This is a genomic window from bacterium (assembly GCA_021372615.1).
Classification (GTDB): domain Bacteria; phylum Armatimonadota; class Zipacnadia; order Zipacnadales; family UBA11051; genus JAJFUB01.
Genome location: JAJFUB010000121.1, coordinates 24,944 through 41,533, shown reverse-complemented (window position 1 = coordinate 41,533; position 16,590 = coordinate 24,944). Strand labels below are relative to the sequence as shown.

The window sequence follows — 16,590 nt, the reverse complement described above, 5'->3', positions numbered from 1 at the left end:
CATGGCCACTGTCACCGGTGTCTACCCCGAAGCCCACGAACTGATTGAGGACGCGGCGCAGCGCAGCGTCACGGTGCGCAACCGCTTCTACGCGATCACCCACAGCCTCGACCACGGCGGGGCAATCACCGCCGTCGTCTACCATCACGGCAGCAGCCGCAACCTGCTGCTCGGCGATTGCGCCGGCGACGTGACTCTGCATGGCGGCGGCGCCTACAGCGAGCGCCACGACACGCAGACCAAGCTCACCGCCGAGCGCCAGGGCGATGACCTGCAACTCACCTTCGAGGGCCTCCTGCGCGATGCCGACGGCCGCGACTGCGGGATCGCCTACCGACATGTCTACCTGCACCGCTGGGGCCATGTCCGCGCAGACAAGCGCCTGAGCTTCCCGCAAGCCACGCGCGTCAGCCGCGTCTGCACCCACTCGTGGACGCTCCAGCCCGAGCTGTGCCACTATGGGTTCCGCCCCGGCGCGGCCGCCGAGGTCTCCACCTGGAGCGGCGCCTTCGGCGTCTGCCAGTGGGGCCGCTTCACCCCCGGCGCGGCCTTCGACTGCCCCGTGGAGAGCCGCCACGTGCCCCGCTATGTCTGCTGCGCCGATCCCGGCCGTGAGGGCATCGAGTGGTTCGTCGGCTCGGACCTGTCGCAGTGGGACTACCAGCTCGCCGGCTCGCCGGGCCACGGCGCCATGCACCTGGCCCCGCAGACCAACCCGCCGGGCGTGGGCCTGAGCATCTGCCCGCTGGCCATCGGCCGCGGTGGCGTGATGCTCTCGGGTGAGTACGACTTCCGCTTCTTCATCGGCGTCCCCATCCTCACCGGTCGCGCCAACCGCCTCTTCCTGCACCGCGCCTTCCAGCGCAAGCACTGGCCGACGCGCGAGCAGATCCACGGCTGGGCCGACAGCGGCATCGGCAGCATCCACTTCCACCATGATGGCGACTCGCATCGTGACGGCCTCTTCTGGCGCGACGGCTCCTACCCGCCCTTCGGCCCTGAGGACATGGCCGAGTACGACCGCGTCATCGCCGACTGCCATGACTGCGGCATCCGCGTCGCCACATACTTCTCCAACAAGGAGCTGCACCCCACGGTGGACGCCTACCAGCAGCACGGCGCCGACTGGGCGCGCCTGCCCGACGACACCTACGAGCAGCTCCACAACGCCTACTCGGGAGACGAGTACGGAGCGCAGATGTGCCTGCGCTCCGGCTGGCTCGACTTCCACAAGGCGTACATTGACAAGGTCCTGTCACACCACGCGCTCGACGGCACGTACTACGACTGGAACGTGTCGCTGTACTGCGCCAACACCCGCCACGTGCCAGGGCATGAGAGCGACCCGCTGACGCCGGGGATCGGCGACTGGGCGCAGGGCCCGCTGGGGCACTGGGACATGGAGGAGCTGCTGGACCTCGTCGCCTGGACGCGCCGCCGCGTCGGCCCCGAGGGCCTGATGATCATCCACAACACCATGGTCCCGATGGCCGCCACCGAGAACTACGCCGACTCCATCGTGGCGATGGAGTGGGGCTATGCGAAGCTGCGCACCGGCGCGCCGGCCCTGGAGGACCTGCCGCTGGAATGGAGCTTCATGGGCCACCGCGCGCGTGGCGTCATCGGCTACGGCTGCCTGGAGAAGGACGGCCCCGAGCGCGCGCACCGGCAGATGACCATGCGCTCGGTGCTGACGCAGTCGCCGCCGTGGCCGGTGGACGACCTGGGCCTGGAGATGTTCGCCCCGCTGACACACCGCGACCTGACCCAGTTCAGGTTCGCCGACCCGCGCTGGGCGAAGCTGCAACCGGGCGATGATGACACGGCGGCGGCGATCTATCATCGCCCCGAAGAGGCCTTGCTGGTGCTGGGGAACCTGTCGGCCGAGAACCGGACGCTGTCCTGCCGGCTGGATGTCGCCGACTTCGACCTTGCCGCTGCCGACCACTATGAGATCAAGTGTGGGGGCGCCGTCACGACCATGACGGCCGAGGCCCTCCGCGACCAGGGCGTGAGTGCAGTCGCCGACGGAGACGGCGTGGCGGTCGCCAAGATCGTGCCGGTGGCGCCATGACCACGCCCCTCTTCACCGATGACCAGTTCGCGCTCCTGGCCGACCAGGTGCGGCGAACGCTGCGCGAGATCGGCTACCACGTCGGCCACCCGCGCCTGCACGAGATGGCCCTGGCGGCCGGCTGCCGTGAGTCAGCGCAGGGGCGGGTGCTGTTCGCCGACGAGCAGATAGACGACCTGAAGCAGCGCCTCCAGGAGCAGTACCCGCCGGCGGCCACGCAGCCCGCTCTCATTCACCCGCGGCACGAGCTGCGCGTCGGTCTCGGCAACATCACGCCCAAGCTGTTCAACTATGCCGCGAACCGCGTCGAGGGTGGGACGCGGGGGAACCTGGCGTGGCTGATGAAGTTCGCTCACGCCGCGCCCTGCATCAGCGGCATCACACTCCCGCTCTCGCGCGTGGACGTGCCGCCTGCCATCGAGCAGCTCGACAGCGTCCTGCTCATGGCCCGCCTCACCGACAAGCGCCTGGGCGGGGTGGACACGACCTATCCCGAGGCCATCCCGTTCCTGTACGAGGCGGGCGCGATTCTCGGTCACGATCCAGTCGCTTTCCTGGGCGTGTGCAACTGCGTCAACCCGCCGCTGCGGCTGGAACACCGCACCTGCGAGACGATGCTCCGCCGCGCGCAGTACCACGCCACGAGCATGATCACCCCCATGCCCTGCCTGGGCGGCAGCGGCCCCGTGGACACCTGGGGCAGCATCGTGCTGGGCACGGCGGAAACCGTCGGCGGCCTGATCCTCTCGATGATCCTGGACCCCGAGGCCCCGCTGAAGGGCTGGATCGCCTCCACGGCCATGGACATGCGCGCCTGCCACATCACCTCCTCCTCGCCCCAGACGGTCCAGGTGGACGCGGGCATCGTGCAGCTCATGGACCGCCACTTCGGCGGCGGCGCGTTCGTGGGGGGGCGCACGTACGTCTCGGCCAAGCGCCCCGGCCTGCAGGCCGTCTTCGAGAAGCTGCTCAAGGGCATCGGCTATGCCCAGTTCGTGGACGACCACGCCCTGAGCTACCCCGGCCACGGCACGCTGGACAACGGCTCGGTCCACTGCCCCGAGCAGTTCCTGCTGGACTTCGAGATCCTCGAGGGGTTCGAGCATCTCTGGCAGAGGCCGGTCGCGACCGACGGGGATGATGTCGTCGAGCGCCTGCGCCGGGGCATCCTCGACCAGGGCGGCAACTTCCTGGCCGACGACCACACGCTGACCCGCTATCGCGACGAGGCCTGGGACCCGCGGTACTTCCAGCGGGCAATTGACACGAAGACGGAGCAGCAGGTGCTCGACCAGGCGCACGCGGACGTCGAGGGCTACGTGGCGGCGTACGAGCCGGCGCCGCATCCGCCGGAGGTGCTGCGGGCGCTGGAGGATGTGCTGGGGCGGGCACGAGCGGAACTGCTGTGAGGCCGCACGGTTCGGGCGCGCGTCCATGACGGGCGCCGCACCGGGGAGACCAGCCATGGGCACCGCATGGAGCCGGGAAGCCTACGAGGGCAGCGTCACGAGTCGTTGCTGGTCCTGCACGCCAGCGGATGCGGGCTGGGACGAGGGCCGCGAGCATGGGTTCGACGTGCCCACGTCGGCGGAGCTGCGCGCCATCTTCGAGGAGGAGATGGCGCTGGGCGGCGTGCCGGCGTGGGCGCGGGAAGTCGTGGACCGCATGATCGGGCAGCTGCCGATGTGCGGGCACTACAGCTTCCCGGGACCCGTTCTGGACCTCTGCCGGGCGGTCCGCGAGCAACGCTGCCCGGAGTTCGTCATCAGCCACTACACGGCCTCGCCCGAGCGCAAGCGCCTGCTCGCGACCTACATCTACTGTCTGGACGCCTGGCTGGAGGGGGCGCCGCCGGCCGAGGCCGAGGCGGAGCTGGCCCGGCGTGACGACCTGGGCAAGCGTTGGTCCGAGATCATCGCGGCGGTCTACACGACGCTTGGGGAGCGCACGCCGCGCCGGGCGTGGCTTGTGCGCCGGCTCATCCACCGGCAGCGCTGGTGGCTCAAGACGCTGATCTGGCCGGGCGACGGCCGCGACCAGTTCGCCCTGGACGCCTATCTGGGCGACGTGCGCGGCGATGCGCACGAGTACGGCTGCTACGGCAACCCGCCCTTCGGCGATCCGTACTTCGCCGAGTTGCGCTGCGCGGAGGTGCGTGAGCTGACGGCGCAGATCCGCGAGGCGGGGGATGGCCCGCTTCTGGCGCACATCGAGCACTCGCACTTGTGTGCCCCGAAGGCCTTCCGGCACCTGGAGAAGACGATCCTGGCCATCGGGCGCGTTGCAGCAGAGGGCGCGCCGGACGACGACCGCCCCATCCTGCAGTGCGAGGACGCCTACCCCGACTTCGGTGCCTTCCGGAAGTGGTATGAGCGCTTCATGGCAGCACTCGCGTCGTGGCTCGACGGCGACGAGGACGCGCTGCCGGAGTTGGGACCCGTGACGCCCGTGGGTCACTGGCTGGCGCGTGTGCTGCGCCTGAAGCTCCAGCTCTACGCCGAGCACAACCCCTTCGGGCGGCTCGTCGGCGCGCAGCCGGCCGGCCGCAGCGGCACGCAGACGATCTGAGACAGGGATCGCGATAGAGCGACGACGAGGGAGCCCATGACGCCACTACCGATGTTGCTGCTACTCCTGCTGCTGGGCACGCTGACCGCGACGGTCGCGGACCCCCTCCCGCCGCCGCGGCGGGAGACCTTCAACTGTGCCCTGGATGGTTCCAAATGGCCCTATCTCGTCCAGGACCCGCCCGGCCCGGCGCAGGCCATTCTCATCAACCTGCACGGCCACTACTCCGACGAGACCCAGATGATGACCGAGGGCATCTACGAGGACGCCTTCGGCAAGCTCCGGCGCGAGTGCCTGCGCCGCAACTGGGTCTACGTCTGCGCCTGGTACGGGGGCAACTCGTGGATGGGGCCGCTGGGCGAGGCGGGGATGGTGGACCTGATCGGGGTGCTCAAGCAACGCTGGCCGGGCGTGCCGGTGTATCTGCAGGGGGGCTCGATGGGCGGCAGCTCCGCCCTCGTGTTCGCCACGCGCCAGCCGCACCTGCTCGCCGGCGTCATCGCCCGCTGCCCGGCGGCCGACATCGCGGCGTACTATGACTGGGCCGTGGCCCGCGGGGGGGCCAACGCCACCTTGAGGAACATCGCCGACGCCATTCGCATTCACTACACCATGGACGGCCGCGACCTGCGCCAGGAGCTGCAGGCCCGCTCCGCCTTGCGCCATGCCGAGCGGCTGACGATGCCCGTGCAGCTCTGCCACGGGTCGGCCGACGCGCTCATTCCGGTGGACTGGACGCGGCAACTGGCCGCCAAGCTGCAGGCCCTCGGGCGCAGAGTCCAGTACGAGGAGATCCCCGGCGGTGACCACGATGCGCCGGTGCGCGGGGTGGACTGGGCCAAGATACTCGACTTCATCTCCACTTCAGGGCCTGCACCCACGCCATGAGCGACAGTGATGCCCCCCGCCGACAGCCGCGTCTGGCCCGTCTGCTGTGCCTCACGCTGACGGTCCTGGGCCTGGCCTACGTGGCGTTCCTGGTGGTGATGGAGCGTGCCGTGCCGGAGCGTGTGCTGCTGGCCTACGTGCTCATCCACGGCCCGCAGCCACCGCTCCTGGCGCCGCTGCCAGTGCTGGCCGTGCTGTGCCTGCTGGCCCGGCAGTGGCGCCTGGCAGCGCTCAATGCGCTGCTGACACTGACGGCGATCCTGCTGCTCATGCCCCCGGTGCTGCTGCACCGCACGCCCCGACACGACCCGGCGCGCCTTGTCCGCGTCGTGACCTGGAACGTCCACTGCGAGGCGTGGCACCTGCCGCAGATCCAGGAGACCCTCGCCCGGCTGCAGCCGGACATCGTCTGCCTGCAGGAGGCGAAGGCGGCGGCGTTTGCGCAGGCGCTGCCGGGCGCGCAGGCGGCCCACGCCCACGAGGGCTGGACGCTCACCCGGGGGCGCATCGTGAGCCAGAGCGCGTTCCCGCTGAGCAACCCGCGGATCGCCCGCTGGGGCCTGAGCACACAGATCGAGCTGCCGCAGGGCCGCGTCTCGGTCCTGAACGTGCACTACCAGGTGGGAATCAGGCGCCACATCCACGTGGTCAGCCGCGGAGAGCCCAGCCCGATCGAGGAAGCGCGGCACCGCAGCACCGAGGTGGTACTGGACTGGCTGCGCCGCACAGAGGGGCCGCGGATCGTCTGTGGGGACTTCAACACCCCGCCGCGCGCAGACATCTACCGTGCCCTCCGCGCCGAGGCGACCGATGCTTTCGCGCAGGCCGGGCGGGGCTGGGGCTTCACCTATGCACGCGGCTTCCCCCTGATCCGCATAGACTACGTCTGGTGCGCCGGGGGGGCAACGCCGGTGCGCTGCCGGACCGCCGATGGCCTCGCCTCGGACCACCGCCTGCTCGTCACGGATCTTCTCCTGCCGCAGCGCTAACCAGCCCCGCCCGCGTCCTTCTGCCCCACGACCAGCAGGTAGGCCGGCAGTTTGTCGAGCTGCGCCCGCTGCCAGAACTCGTCCTCGATCGTCTCCCCGTGTTCGTCCACCTTCACAATCCGGCAGCCCACGTCCACCATCGCCTGGATGTGGTCGGCCACGGTCCAGTGGTACTCAAAGCTGGGTAGGCCCTCGTCGGAGGTGTACTCATAGGGGCCACGGTGCAGGTAGCGGTGGCGTGGCTCAGCACTGTCGGCGTCCAGCCACATGCGGCGGATGGGATGATACTCGTTGACGACGAGCCGCCCGTCGGGCCGCAGCACGCGCACGGCCTCCGCGATGGCTCGGCGCAGATCCGCCAGCCACACGGTGACGTGCCCGCCGAGGTAGACGAGGTCAAACGTGGCGTCGGCCAGGGGGGCCAGGTCGGCTACGTCGGCCTGGACGAAGGTGAGGTCGAGACCCAGCGAGCGCGCCCGCTCAGCGGCCACCGCCAGCCGGCGCGCGGAGATGTCCACGGACGTGACCCGCGCTCCCAGCCCCACCAGTGCGAAGGCGACTTCATTGTCGCCGCTGCCCAGGACGCACACCTGCTGCCCCGCCACGTCGGCCACGAAGGGCATCTCGGCCTCGCTGAACACCAGCGAGGGCTCCCGGTGCGCCTGCTGCCACAGCCCGCGCGCGTCTTCCTTCTGCCGCCACCAGGGGGTCGCGGCATCCCAGAAGGCCTGGTTGGCATCATGGGGGTCCATCGCGTCTCCCCGGCCCTATCCGTTGGCGAAGATCCGCCGCTCCCGGTTGGCGTTCGGCAGCGCGACGCGCTGGTGGGTCAGCACGCTCTCGATCCCGGCGAAGCCGATCTCGTGGACCGCCACCCAGTCCCCATCGGTGCAGTGCGCCCGGGGGCCACCGTCGAGGCTGTCGGCGATCTGCCCGTAGGCCACCGTGAACACGCTGGCGTCCTCGGGCATGCCCAGGGCCGCCAGGTCCACGGGGCCCTCCTTGGTGCGGGCGAAGGGCGGGATGTAGATGCCCGCCCGTACCAACCCCTCTGTGCCGATGACATCGCAATAGAAGGTGCCGTGCTCGCCGCCCACGCCAATCTGCGTGCCCAGCACGCCGTTGGCGAACTCGATGGTCATGGTGTCCACCGCGGGCTCGCGCTCGTAGCCCTCGGGGACGTCCCCTTCGGGCAGATGCCCGCGCGCGTATACGGCGGTCGGGCAGTAGCCCGCGAACTGGCAGATCAGGTCGGTCGTGTGGCTGGCGAAGGACAGGAAGCTGTGGCCGCAGTAGCCCACGACCTGCTGTACCTCGCCGATCAGCCCGCCTGCCACGAGCTCCTGCAGTCGCAGCACATGCGGGGCCCAGTGGCGCGAGTATGACACCATCACGGGAATGCCCCGGCTCTGGGCCAGGGCCGTCATCGCGTCCATCTCCGCCAGCGAGCACGTCGGCGGCTTCTCGAGGAACACCGCGCGCGGCCCGGCCTGCAGGACCTCTTGCATCACGGCGAAGTGATGCGGCCCGCGCACGCACACGGCCACGATGTCGAGGGCCTCAGCCGCCAGCATGTCGGCGGCGCTGCCATACTCGCGATACTCCGGCGGCAGCAGCGCACCCCACTTGGTCCGGAAGTTGTCGCGCCGGGCCTGGTCGAGGTCGGCGACCGCCGCCAGCTCGACCCGCGCGTTGTGGATGATCCCGGCGATATGGCAGTAGCTATTGGCGTCTTCGGGCTTGCCATAGCCTTCGGCGATGGACCCGATGCCGATGAGACCGACCTTGTGCATGCCTGCCTCCTGTAGGGCCTAGAGACCGCTTGCGGTCTCAGGGGGTTTGTACCCCGCCCCGACTGGCGCGACCCGAACGGCATGGGCGGGGTACGAGCCCCCGCCCTACAGCCCCGCATGCGTCAGGGCAGTGTCACTGTCCCCGTCGCCGCCCACTCGCACCCGCGCAGGAGCGCCTGCTGGAACGCCGGGTTCTCGAACGCGATCATGCTGGCGCCCTTGTAATCCCCGTTGGGGTCGCCCGGCCAGACGTGCCCGAGCACCATGTGGAACACCCGGCCCTCGCCGTACTGCGTGACCGCCATCATCGGCTCATCGTTGCCGGTGCCGCGCATGTCCGGGCTGGAGTATGCCGTGGCCAGCACCTGCACGGGCACGTCGTGCATGTGCACGAGCTGGTGGTACAGCTCGTCCCACTGCATGAAGTCCTGCAGCCCCGCGGTGATCGGGTGCTCGTGGTCCACGATGCGCACCAGGAACTCATGGAAGTCGCCATGGCCGGTCCCCTCGCGCCACAGCAGACCCACCATCTTCTCATACTCGACCCAGCCCTTGAAGGCGTTGTCGGCCGCGTGCAGGATGACCAGGTCAGCGCCGCCGGCGACGGCTCGCTCGAAGTTCGCGCGGGCTGCGTCGCTCCAGTCGGGGCCGTAGTAGTCGCTGAAGATCAGGTCATACGCCGCCAGGGCTGCCGCGTCCTCGAGCAAGGGTGAGGGGTCCTCCGTCACGGTCACGACGAACCGTCCGGAGTGCTCGAGCAGCTCCTTGACGAACGGTGTGGACCGCGCCCAGTCATGGTTGTTGGCGCCGGACAGCAGCAGCGTCTTGATGGGTTCCATGTCAACCTCGTTCAGGGCAGTAGCGCCACGACCAGCCGCTTGGGGCCGTGGGCCGGAATGACGACCGTCTTCTCGATATCGGCGGTGCGGCTGGGGCCGGTCACGAAGACGAAGCCGGTGGGCAGGCCGCCCCGCTGCGCCAGATCGGCCAGCGCGTCGCCGAGTGTCAGCAGCATGCCCTCGCGCCGCGCCACCACGATGCACACCTCGGGCAGCAGATAGCACGACCGCGGCTGCCCGCCATCCAGGCGCAGCCCCACGGTGGCCGTGTCGGCGATGACATACTGTGCCTCCGTCACGGAGGCCAGACAGTCGGCCATCCGCTCCTGCGGAGCGCGCCGGACGTCGAGATGCGACGCTACCTCAGCGGCCAGCGGCCGATCGGCGATGAACCACAGCGCCTCGGCCTCCGGCACCAACTCGCGCAGCCGCGCCGCGGCCTCGGCGGTGCCATCGGCCAGCACCAACTCGCCGCCCAGCTTCTCCAACTCGCACGCGAACACGGCCAGCCGGTCGGCGACCGGCTCGACCGGCACCGTCGGCGGCAGGGCCGGCCCGGCGGGGACGTGCGCGGCGGCAATGCGTTGCAGGATATGGTCTCGTGCTGACATGATCGTTCACATGGTGGCCGTTGGCGCTAGGCTTGGGAGGATAGAGAGGATGGAGGCAAGGATGGCGAGGATGATGGCGACGACAATGCCGAGTCCTTCATCCTCAGCATCCTTGCCGTCATCCTCTGCATCCTCTCCAGCTCAGCTTCGCTTCCCGCCAACTAACCTCGTCTGCCACCTCTCCAACTCTCCTGGAACGTCCGCTTCCCCGGCGTGGGCAGCTCGCGACTGTGCGTCCAGCCGCCGATCGGGCCGATCCGCTCGGCCAGCTTGCGGCACGGCCATCCCAGCCGCATCAGCCGCCCCGCCAGCCGGTACAGGGCCGGGCTGCCCAGCAGTCGCCCCAGCCCCGGTATCCCCACCCGCTGGGTCAAGGGGAAGCGTCGCCGCCCCTGCGGCCGCGTGCGCAACTGCAGCAACACGCGCGATAGCTTGTTCTTCACCGGGCAGGCCTCGGCGCAGACGCCGCACAGCGAGCAGATGTGCGGCAGCTCCTCGACCCAGTCCTCGTCGCTGATGAAGGGCGCCCACACGGCCCCCGTGGCGCCCGGGTAGGTCCAGTACGGGTGCCCGCCCACCTTGAAGTAGATCGGGCAGATGCCGCAGCATACCCCGCAGCGGATGCATGTCAGGCCATCGCGCGCCATCGGGTCGGCCAGCATCTTCGTCCGCCCGTTGTCCAGCAGAATGATGTGCAGCTCGCGCGGGCCGTCCACATCGGTCGCCTGGCGCGGGCCGCTGATGAGCGTCGTGTAGCCGGTCAGCGTCTGCCCCGTGGAGTTGCGCGCCAGCAGCCGCAGCAGCGGCCCCAGGTCCTGCAGGCGCGGCACGATCTTGTCTATGCCCACCAGGGCCACGTGCACATCCGACAGCGCCGTCACGAGCCCCTGGTTGCCCTCGTTGTCGCAGATGACCAGCGTGCCGGTCTCGGCCACGAGGAAGTTGCCGCCCGACACGCCGAGCTGCGACTGGATGAACTCGGGCCGGAGCGCCTCGCGCACCATGAGCGTCAGTGCGCGCGGGTCGTCCGTGTAGGGCTGGCCCAGTTCGGTGCAGATCAGCTTCCCGCAGTCCTGGCGCGACATGTGCACCGCCGGGGCGGTGATGTGCGTGGGCCGCTCGCCAGAGAGCTGCACGAGGTATTCGCCCAGGTCGGTCTCCACCGGCTGCAGCCCCGCGGCGCGGAGGGCGTCGTTGAGGTACGTCTCCTCCGAGGTCATCGTCTTGCCCTTGACGACCTTCTGCACGCCGAGGCGCCGGGCGGTGTCAATGACATACTGGTTGGCGGCGGCGGCATCCTCGGCCCAGAACACGCGCACTCCGCGCGCGGTGAGGTGGCTCTCCGCCTGTGCCAGCAAGTCGCCCAGGTGCGCCAGCCCATACTGGCGGAGGTCATGGGCCGCGTCGCGCAGCGCCTCCCACTCGGGCACCTCCGCCATGCGCTCGAGGCGATGGCCGAGGGACGTGCCCATGGACACGGCCATGTTGCGGCGGAGCTTGGGGTCGGCCAGTTTCTCTGCGAATCGTTGTCGTGGGTTCATGTCGTTAGTCGTTGCCGTCACCCCTCCCTGCAGGGAGGGGTCGCCGCGTAGCGGCGGGGGTAGGACGCCGTGCAGCCTAGACGAACGGCGTCCTACCCCCTCCTACGCTCGCTCACGAGCGCGACAGGGAGGGGGAGAGGTCCAGTCCCATCCCTCGCGCCAGCAACTCCGCGAGGTGCATCGTCTTGATCGGGTGCCGTTGCCGGTCTATGCGCCCCTGCAGGTGCAGCAGGCAACTGCTCTCCACACCCGTGATGATCTCCGCCTGCGTGGACAGCGCGTTGGCCAGCTTCTCGTCGGCCATCGCCGTGGAGATCTCCGGGTACTTCACCGAGAACGCCCCGCCGAACCCACAGCAGGTGTCCGACTGCGGCATCTCCGCGAGCGTGAGCCCCTCCACTGCCCGCAGCAGCGCGCGCGGCTGCTCGCGGATGCCCAGCTCGCGCAGCGGGTGGCACGAGTCGTGCAGCGTGACCGCCGTCTGCAGCTTCGCCCCCAGGTCGGTCACGCCGAGGTTGTCTACGAGGAAGCTGGTGAACTCATGCACGCGGCCGGCCATCTCGACCGCCCGCGCCTCCTCTGGCTGTCCCTCGAAGAGCCAGGGGTAGTTCTTGGCCACCATGCCCACGCAGCCGCCCGAGGGGGCCACGATGGTCCCGTGGTCGGCGAACACCCGCAGGAAGTGCCGGGCCACCTGACGGGTCTCGGGCCAGTACCCGGTGTTGAAGGTCGGCTGCCCGCAGCAGGTCTGGCCGGGCGGCACGATCACCTCATGCCCGAGGTGCTGCAGTATGCGCGCGGCCGCCAGGGCCACCTGCGGGGCAAACTGGTCTACGAAACAGGGAACGAACAGGGCGATTCGCATGGGCGTGTGGTGGGCACGGTCGACGGCACTGACTCTCTCCTCACCCCTACCCCTCTCCCTCGCGCTCGATACAGCCGAGCGCTCCGGAGAGGGGAGCTTCATGCGACCGCTCTGTAGCTTTGAGGCCACAGAGCGACAAGCGACCCTTCCCTCTCCGGAGCGCAGTCTCATCGCGCGAGGGAGAGGGGTAGGGGTGAGGACGCCGTTCGTCCCTCCCTCAGTTCTCAATCCTCGCCGCCACCGGCATCCGGCGCCCGACGCCGAAGGCCTTGCTCGTGACCTTCAGCCCCGGCGCCGCCTGGCGGCGCTTGTACTCATTGCGGTCTATGGTTCGCAGCGTCCAGCGCACGACCTCTTCCTCGAAGCCCTGCGCGATGATGTCCGCTGCACAGAAGTCCTCCTCGACATACAACTGCACGATCTGGTCGAGGGTCTCGTACGGCGGCAGCGTGTCCTGGTCGCGCTGGTCGGGCTTCAGCTCGGCCGACGGCGGCTTGGTGATCGAGGCCAGGGGGATGATCTCCCGCTTGCGGTTGATGTACCGCGCCAGTTCGTACACCATCGTCTTGGGCACATCCGAGATGGCCGCCAGGCCGCCGGACATGTCACCATACAGCGTGCAGTAGCCTACCGCCAGCTCGCTCTTGTTGCCGGTGGTGATGACCAGCGAGCTGTACTTGTTGCTCATCGCCATCAGCAGGTTGCCGCGGATGCGAGCCTGCACGTTCTCCTCGGCCAGCCCCGGCGCCGTGCCGGCGAACAGCTCGCGCAGCGTCCCCAGGTAGGCCTCGAAGATCGGCTGGATGGGCGCCAGGTCCAGTTGGATCCCCAGGTTCCGCGCCAGCGCCTGCGCATCCTCGACGCTGCCGGTCGAGGAGTACTGCGAGGGCATCGCCAGGCAGCGGACATTGTCGCGCCCCAGCGCCGCCGTCGCCAGGCAGGCCGTGACCGCCGAGTCAATGCCGCCCGACAGCCCGATGATCGCCCGCGAGAAGCCGCACTTGCGCAGGTAGTCGCGGATGCCCAGCACCAGCGCGTCGTGGACGCTGGCGATCTCCTCCTGCGGTGCGTACGGCACTGGCGACGCGGTCTGCAGGTCCACCGTCACCACGTGCTCCTCGAACGCCGGCAGCACCGCCAGCGGCTCCCCCTGGCCGTTGAAGATGAAGCTGCGGCCGTCGAAGATCAGCTCATCATTGCCCCCGACCTGGTTGGCATAGACAAAGGGCAGTCCGTGGCGCTGGGCATGGCGGCTGATGAGGCGGTAGCGCACCTGCTCCTTGCCCCGGCTATACGGCGAGGCCGAGATGTTGATGAGGATCGTGGCGCCCTGGGCGGCCAGCTCCTCCACCGGATCGTGGTCGTACATGCGCTGGCGGGGCCACAGCTCCGGGTCGTTCCAGGCGTCCTCACAGATATGGATGCCGAGTCGCTCGCCCTTGAACGGCAGCGGCGCCACGCCATTGTGCCGGTCGAAGTAGCGATCCTCGTCGAACACGTCGTACGTCGGCAGCAGGGACTTGTTCACCGCGCCGAGGACCTGCCCGCCCTGAATGAGCACCGCGCTGTTGTACAGCCCGTGCCCGGTGTCGCGCCCGGTCGCCCGCGGCACGCCCACGATGGTCCCCAGGTTCGGGTAGGCCCGCGAGGCCTCGGCCAGCTCCTGCACCGCCGCCTCCAGGCGCTCGATGATCCAGCAGCGGCCCAGCAGATCGCGCGGCGGGTAGCCGATCAGGAACAGCTCGGTGAACACAACCAGGTCAGCGCCCGCCCGGTCGGCCTCGGCGAGGGTCTCGAGGGCCCGCTTCAGGTTGCCGTTGATATCGCCCACGATGGGGTTGAGCTGGGCGATGGTGATACGCATGGATGCCTCCGAACGATGAATGCGGAATGATGAACGATGAATGTGTACTGAGGCTGGAGGCCGCGCCGACGGGATGCCGCATCACGAGCGCTCTGCATTCATCACTCATCGTTCATCATGTGCCTCATATTCCGAGCGCCTTGCGGTGGAACGCCAGGGCTTGCTGGACGTGTTCGTCCCAGTATGCCCAGTTGTGGGTGCCGGGGAACTCGTGGTAGTCGTGCTTGATCTTCAGCTTCTTCAGGTGGGCGTGCAGCTCGCGGTTGTCGCGCAGCAGCCCGTCCTCCGTGCCGCAGTCCATCCAGATGGCCGGCGCCCTGGCCGGGTCGAGCTTCGCGGCCAGCGCGAATGGGTCGTTGGCCGCACAGGCCTTCTCGGTGCCGTAGATGCGCGCCAGCTCGGGCACCCAGTTGTCCGGCCGCTCCCACCAGCGCTCCTTGACGTGCAGGTACACGCCCGAGTGCGCCGAGACCGAGCAGAACTTGTCCGAGTGCTTGAGGCCCAGCTTCATCGCCCCGTACCCGCCCATGGACAGCCCGCCGATGGCCCGGCCCCGACCGGACTTGATGGTGCGGAAGTGGGTGTCCATGAAGCCGATCAGGTCCTTGACGATGGCGGCCTCGTGGGCGTAGCCGGAGGTGGCGTCACAGTAGAAGCTGCGGTGGCCGTCGGGCATGACGATGATGAGCGGCAGCTCGCGCGCGTAGCGCTCGATGCTCGTCCAGCGCTGCCACGCCGTGTAGTCATCCGACAGCCCGTGCAGCAGGTAGAAGACCGGGTAGGGCCCCTTCTGCGTCTGCCGGTCCGGCAGCAGCACATGGCAGGCGGTCTCCTTGACCAGTGACGGAGACCAGTAGTTGATGTTCACCAAGGCCATCGAGGCACACTCCTATGCAACAGTGAGGTCAGACTGTTCGCCTTCCCGTTCGCCGCGACCTTTGCCTCTCGGTATCGAGGGGTCGTTGGCCCTTGCATGCCCTTCCCCGCCCCCCGGATTTGCCGTATAATGCCACCGGCGCAGACGGCATGCAGATCCCGTCTCCGCCCCCTGATCGCCGGAGGCTTTGGTGCAGACGAGATTCCCCATCCTGTGCGTGCTGGTCGCGGCGGCGCTGCTGGCCGGGGCTGTGGCCGCGACGGCGCAGCCCGCGGGGCGCGCTCTGCAGCTTGCAGATGAGCGGGAGCGCAGCCTCGAGCAGGCCGTCGTGTACATCACCGTGGAGTATAGCAAGCCCAACTCCACGCGCCGGAGTGTCGAGTCAGGCACCGGCTTCTTCGTCACCCCAACTCACCTCGTGACCAACCAGCACGTCATCTCGGCCGCGCTGGGCAACGCCTCGGCCGCGATCACGGTCCGCATCCTCAGCGGGACCCGTGAGTCGCGCCAGCTTCCCGCCGAGATCGTCGCGACCGACAGGGCGGCGGATCTCGCTCTGCTGACCGTCAAGGGAGACCTCCCCCCCCTCGAGCCGGTCCGCATCAGTCCCGACCTGATGGGCAAGCAGACCGAGGTGTTCGCCTTCGGCTTCCCCCTGGGCACAATGCTCGACCAGAGCGTCAACGGGCCCAACGTCTGCCTGCGGCGCGGCTATGTCTCCCGTCTGATCAACGACGGCAAGAACATCGAGGCCGACCTCAACATTGACAAAGGCATCAGCGGCGGGCCGCTCGTGGACAGTGAGGGCGTCGTGCGGGGCGTCGTGCGCGCGATGGCCGGCTCGGACTTCAACAAGGGTTTCGCGGCCATCGCCGTAAGCTCGCCGGTGCTGCTGGACTTCTGCAGTACCCACGGCTTGACGGTGACGCTGCCCGACGGCAAGACGCTGGAGCCGAAGCAGCAGACCGCGGTGGCCTCTCTGGCGCCGACGACGGAGCCGGCCCCCCGCCCGCTCGCCACTCTCGACGAGGACGCCCCGCGTGCCTTCTTCGCCATCGGCTCGGCCCTGCGCCTGAACTCCCTGGTCCCGGGCATCCTCGTTCTGGAGAAGGCCGAGTACACTCCGGACCTCCGCCAGACCTCCAAGACCAACGCCGACCAGGCCCTGGCCAATCTGCAGCGCGTGCGCGCCCCGGCTGAGTTGCTGCAGCGCGCCCGAGAGCTGTCGCGCCTGTTGGCCGAGACGCAGACGCTGCCGGCCACGGCCCGGGAGAAGTCGGCGGTGCTCGAGGAAGCCTGCGACGAGTGGACCCGCGAGGTCGCGGAACGGGAGCGCCTCAACTACGATCTGGGCTCCTGGCTGACCGAACTCAGCCTGGGGGTGCTCGACCCTGACAACCACAAGGACAGCCGATACTGCGCGTACTTCCTGGACGCGGCGCGCCGGGCCCAGGCCACCCCCGAGATCATCCAGACGCTCACGCGGATCCAGACGAACCTGACTGCCTACGAGCAGTCGCGCGGCGACGAGGTCCGCCGCGCCATCGGCAAGGATGCCGACCGCCTGCTGGGCATCGGTGTCCTGGCGACGGAGGCCTCAGGCATGGACCCGCTCCAGAAGGCCGTCCCGCCGCCGTCCACCGCCCCGGCTCCCCGTAACCCCATCCGTTACCCCCTGTGA

At 69.1% G+C, this 16,590-nt stretch carries 14 protein-coding genes; 6 read left to right on the top strand and 8 right to left on the bottom strand.

Features of this window, described 5'->3' with window-relative positions; translation table 11 throughout:
* The first annotated feature begins 1 nt into the window (after nt 1).
* The 5 genes from LLH23_17885 to LLH23_17865 are packed head-to-tail and all read left to right on the top strand — an operon-like array spanning nt 2 to nt 6,519.
* A complete protein-coding gene (locus tag LLH23_17885) occupies nt 2–2,074 on the top strand; it encodes a hypothetical protein (protein MCE5240339.1) in 2,073 nt (690 codons plus the stop codon).
* On the top strand, nt 2,071–3,483 hold the full coding sequence (locus LLH23_17880; protein MCE5240338.1) for a trimethylamine methyltransferase family protein: 1,413 nt from the start codon (nt 2,071–2,073) through the stop codon (nt 3,481–3,483). The genes LLH23_17885 and LLH23_17880 overlap by 4 nt, the downstream gene beginning before the upstream one ends.
* A 55-nt stretch (nt 3,484–3,538) precedes the next feature.
* On the top strand, nt 3,539–4,642 hold the full coding sequence (locus tag LLH23_17875) for a hypothetical protein (protein MCE5240337.1): 1,104 nt from the start codon (nt 3,539–3,541) through the stop codon (nt 4,640–4,642).
* A 36-nt stretch (nt 4,643–4,678) separates the two neighbouring features.
* On the top strand, nt 4,679–5,530 hold the full coding sequence (locus LLH23_17870) for an alpha/beta hydrolase (GenBank protein MCE5240336.1): 852 nt from the start codon (nt 4,679–4,681) through the stop codon (nt 5,528–5,530).
* Nucleotides 5,527–6,519, top strand: a complete 993-nt coding sequence (locus LLH23_17865; GenBank protein ID MCE5240335.1) for an endonuclease/exonuclease/phosphatase family protein — start codon at nt 5,527–5,529, stop codon at nt 6,517–6,519. The genes LLH23_17870 and LLH23_17865 overlap by 4 nt, the downstream gene beginning before the upstream one ends.
* Here LLH23_17865 and LLH23_17860 read toward each other — a convergent pair.
* The 8 genes from LLH23_17860 to LLH23_17825 form a co-directional block, all read right to left on the bottom strand.
* Nucleotides 6,516–7,271 (bottom strand): class I SAM-dependent methyltransferase, encoded by a 756-nt coding sequence (locus LLH23_17860; GenBank protein MCE5240334.1) that lies wholly within the window; start codon nt 7,269–7,271, stop codon nt 6,516–6,518. The genes LLH23_17865 and LLH23_17860 overlap by 4 nt on opposite strands.
* Before the next feature lie 15 nt (nt 7,272–7,286).
* Nucleotides 7,287–8,312 carry a Gfo/Idh/MocA family oxidoreductase gene (locus LLH23_17855; GenBank protein ID MCE5240333.1) on the bottom strand — a complete coding sequence of 342 codons (1,026 nt, stop codon included), beginning with the start codon at nt 8,310–8,312 and terminating at the stop codon, nt 7,287–7,289.
* Nucleotides 8,313–8,434: 122 nt separating this feature from the next.
* A complete protein-coding gene (locus LLH23_17850) occupies nt 8,435–9,151 on the bottom strand; it encodes a ThuA domain-containing protein (protein ID MCE5240332.1) in 717 nt (238 codons plus the stop codon).
* 11 nt (nt 9,152–9,162) lie between these two features.
* Entirely contained in the window at nt 9,163–9,762 is a 600-nt protein-coding gene (locus LLH23_17845; GenBank protein ID MCE5240331.1) for a lactate utilization protein, read from the bottom strand.
* Nucleotides 9,763–9,923: 161 nt separating this feature from the next.
* Nucleotides 9,924–11,303: a lactate utilization protein gene (locus tag LLH23_17840; protein ID MCE5240330.1), complete on the bottom strand. Its 1,380-nt coding sequence runs from the start codon at nt 11,301–11,303 to the stop codon at nt 9,924–9,926.
* 112 nt (nt 11,304–11,415) lie between these two features.
* Nucleotides 11,416–12,168, bottom strand: a complete 753-nt coding sequence (locus LLH23_17835; protein ID MCE5240329.1) for a (Fe-S)-binding protein — start codon at nt 12,166–12,168, stop codon at nt 11,416–11,418.
* 217 nt (nt 12,169–12,385) lie between these two features.
* A complete protein-coding gene (locus tag LLH23_17830; GenBank protein MCE5240328.1) occupies nt 12,386–14,032 on the bottom strand; it encodes an NAD+ synthase in 1,647 nt (548 codons plus the stop codon).
* A gap of 124 nt (nt 14,033–14,156) precedes the next feature.
* Nucleotides 14,157–14,909, bottom strand: coding sequence for an esterase family protein (locus tag LLH23_17825; GenBank protein MCE5240327.1), 753 nt, complete (start codon nt 14,907–14,909; stop codon nt 14,157–14,159).
* A gap of 190 nt (nt 14,910–15,099) precedes the next feature.
* On the opposite strand from LLH23_17825, the gene LLH23_17820 reads away from it, so the two are divergent.
* The gene (locus tag LLH23_17820) at nt 15,100–16,590 is read left to right on the top strand and encodes a serine protease (protein ID MCE5240326.1); all 1,491 of its coding nucleotides are present in this window, start codon (nt 15,100–15,102) and stop codon (nt 16,588–16,590) included.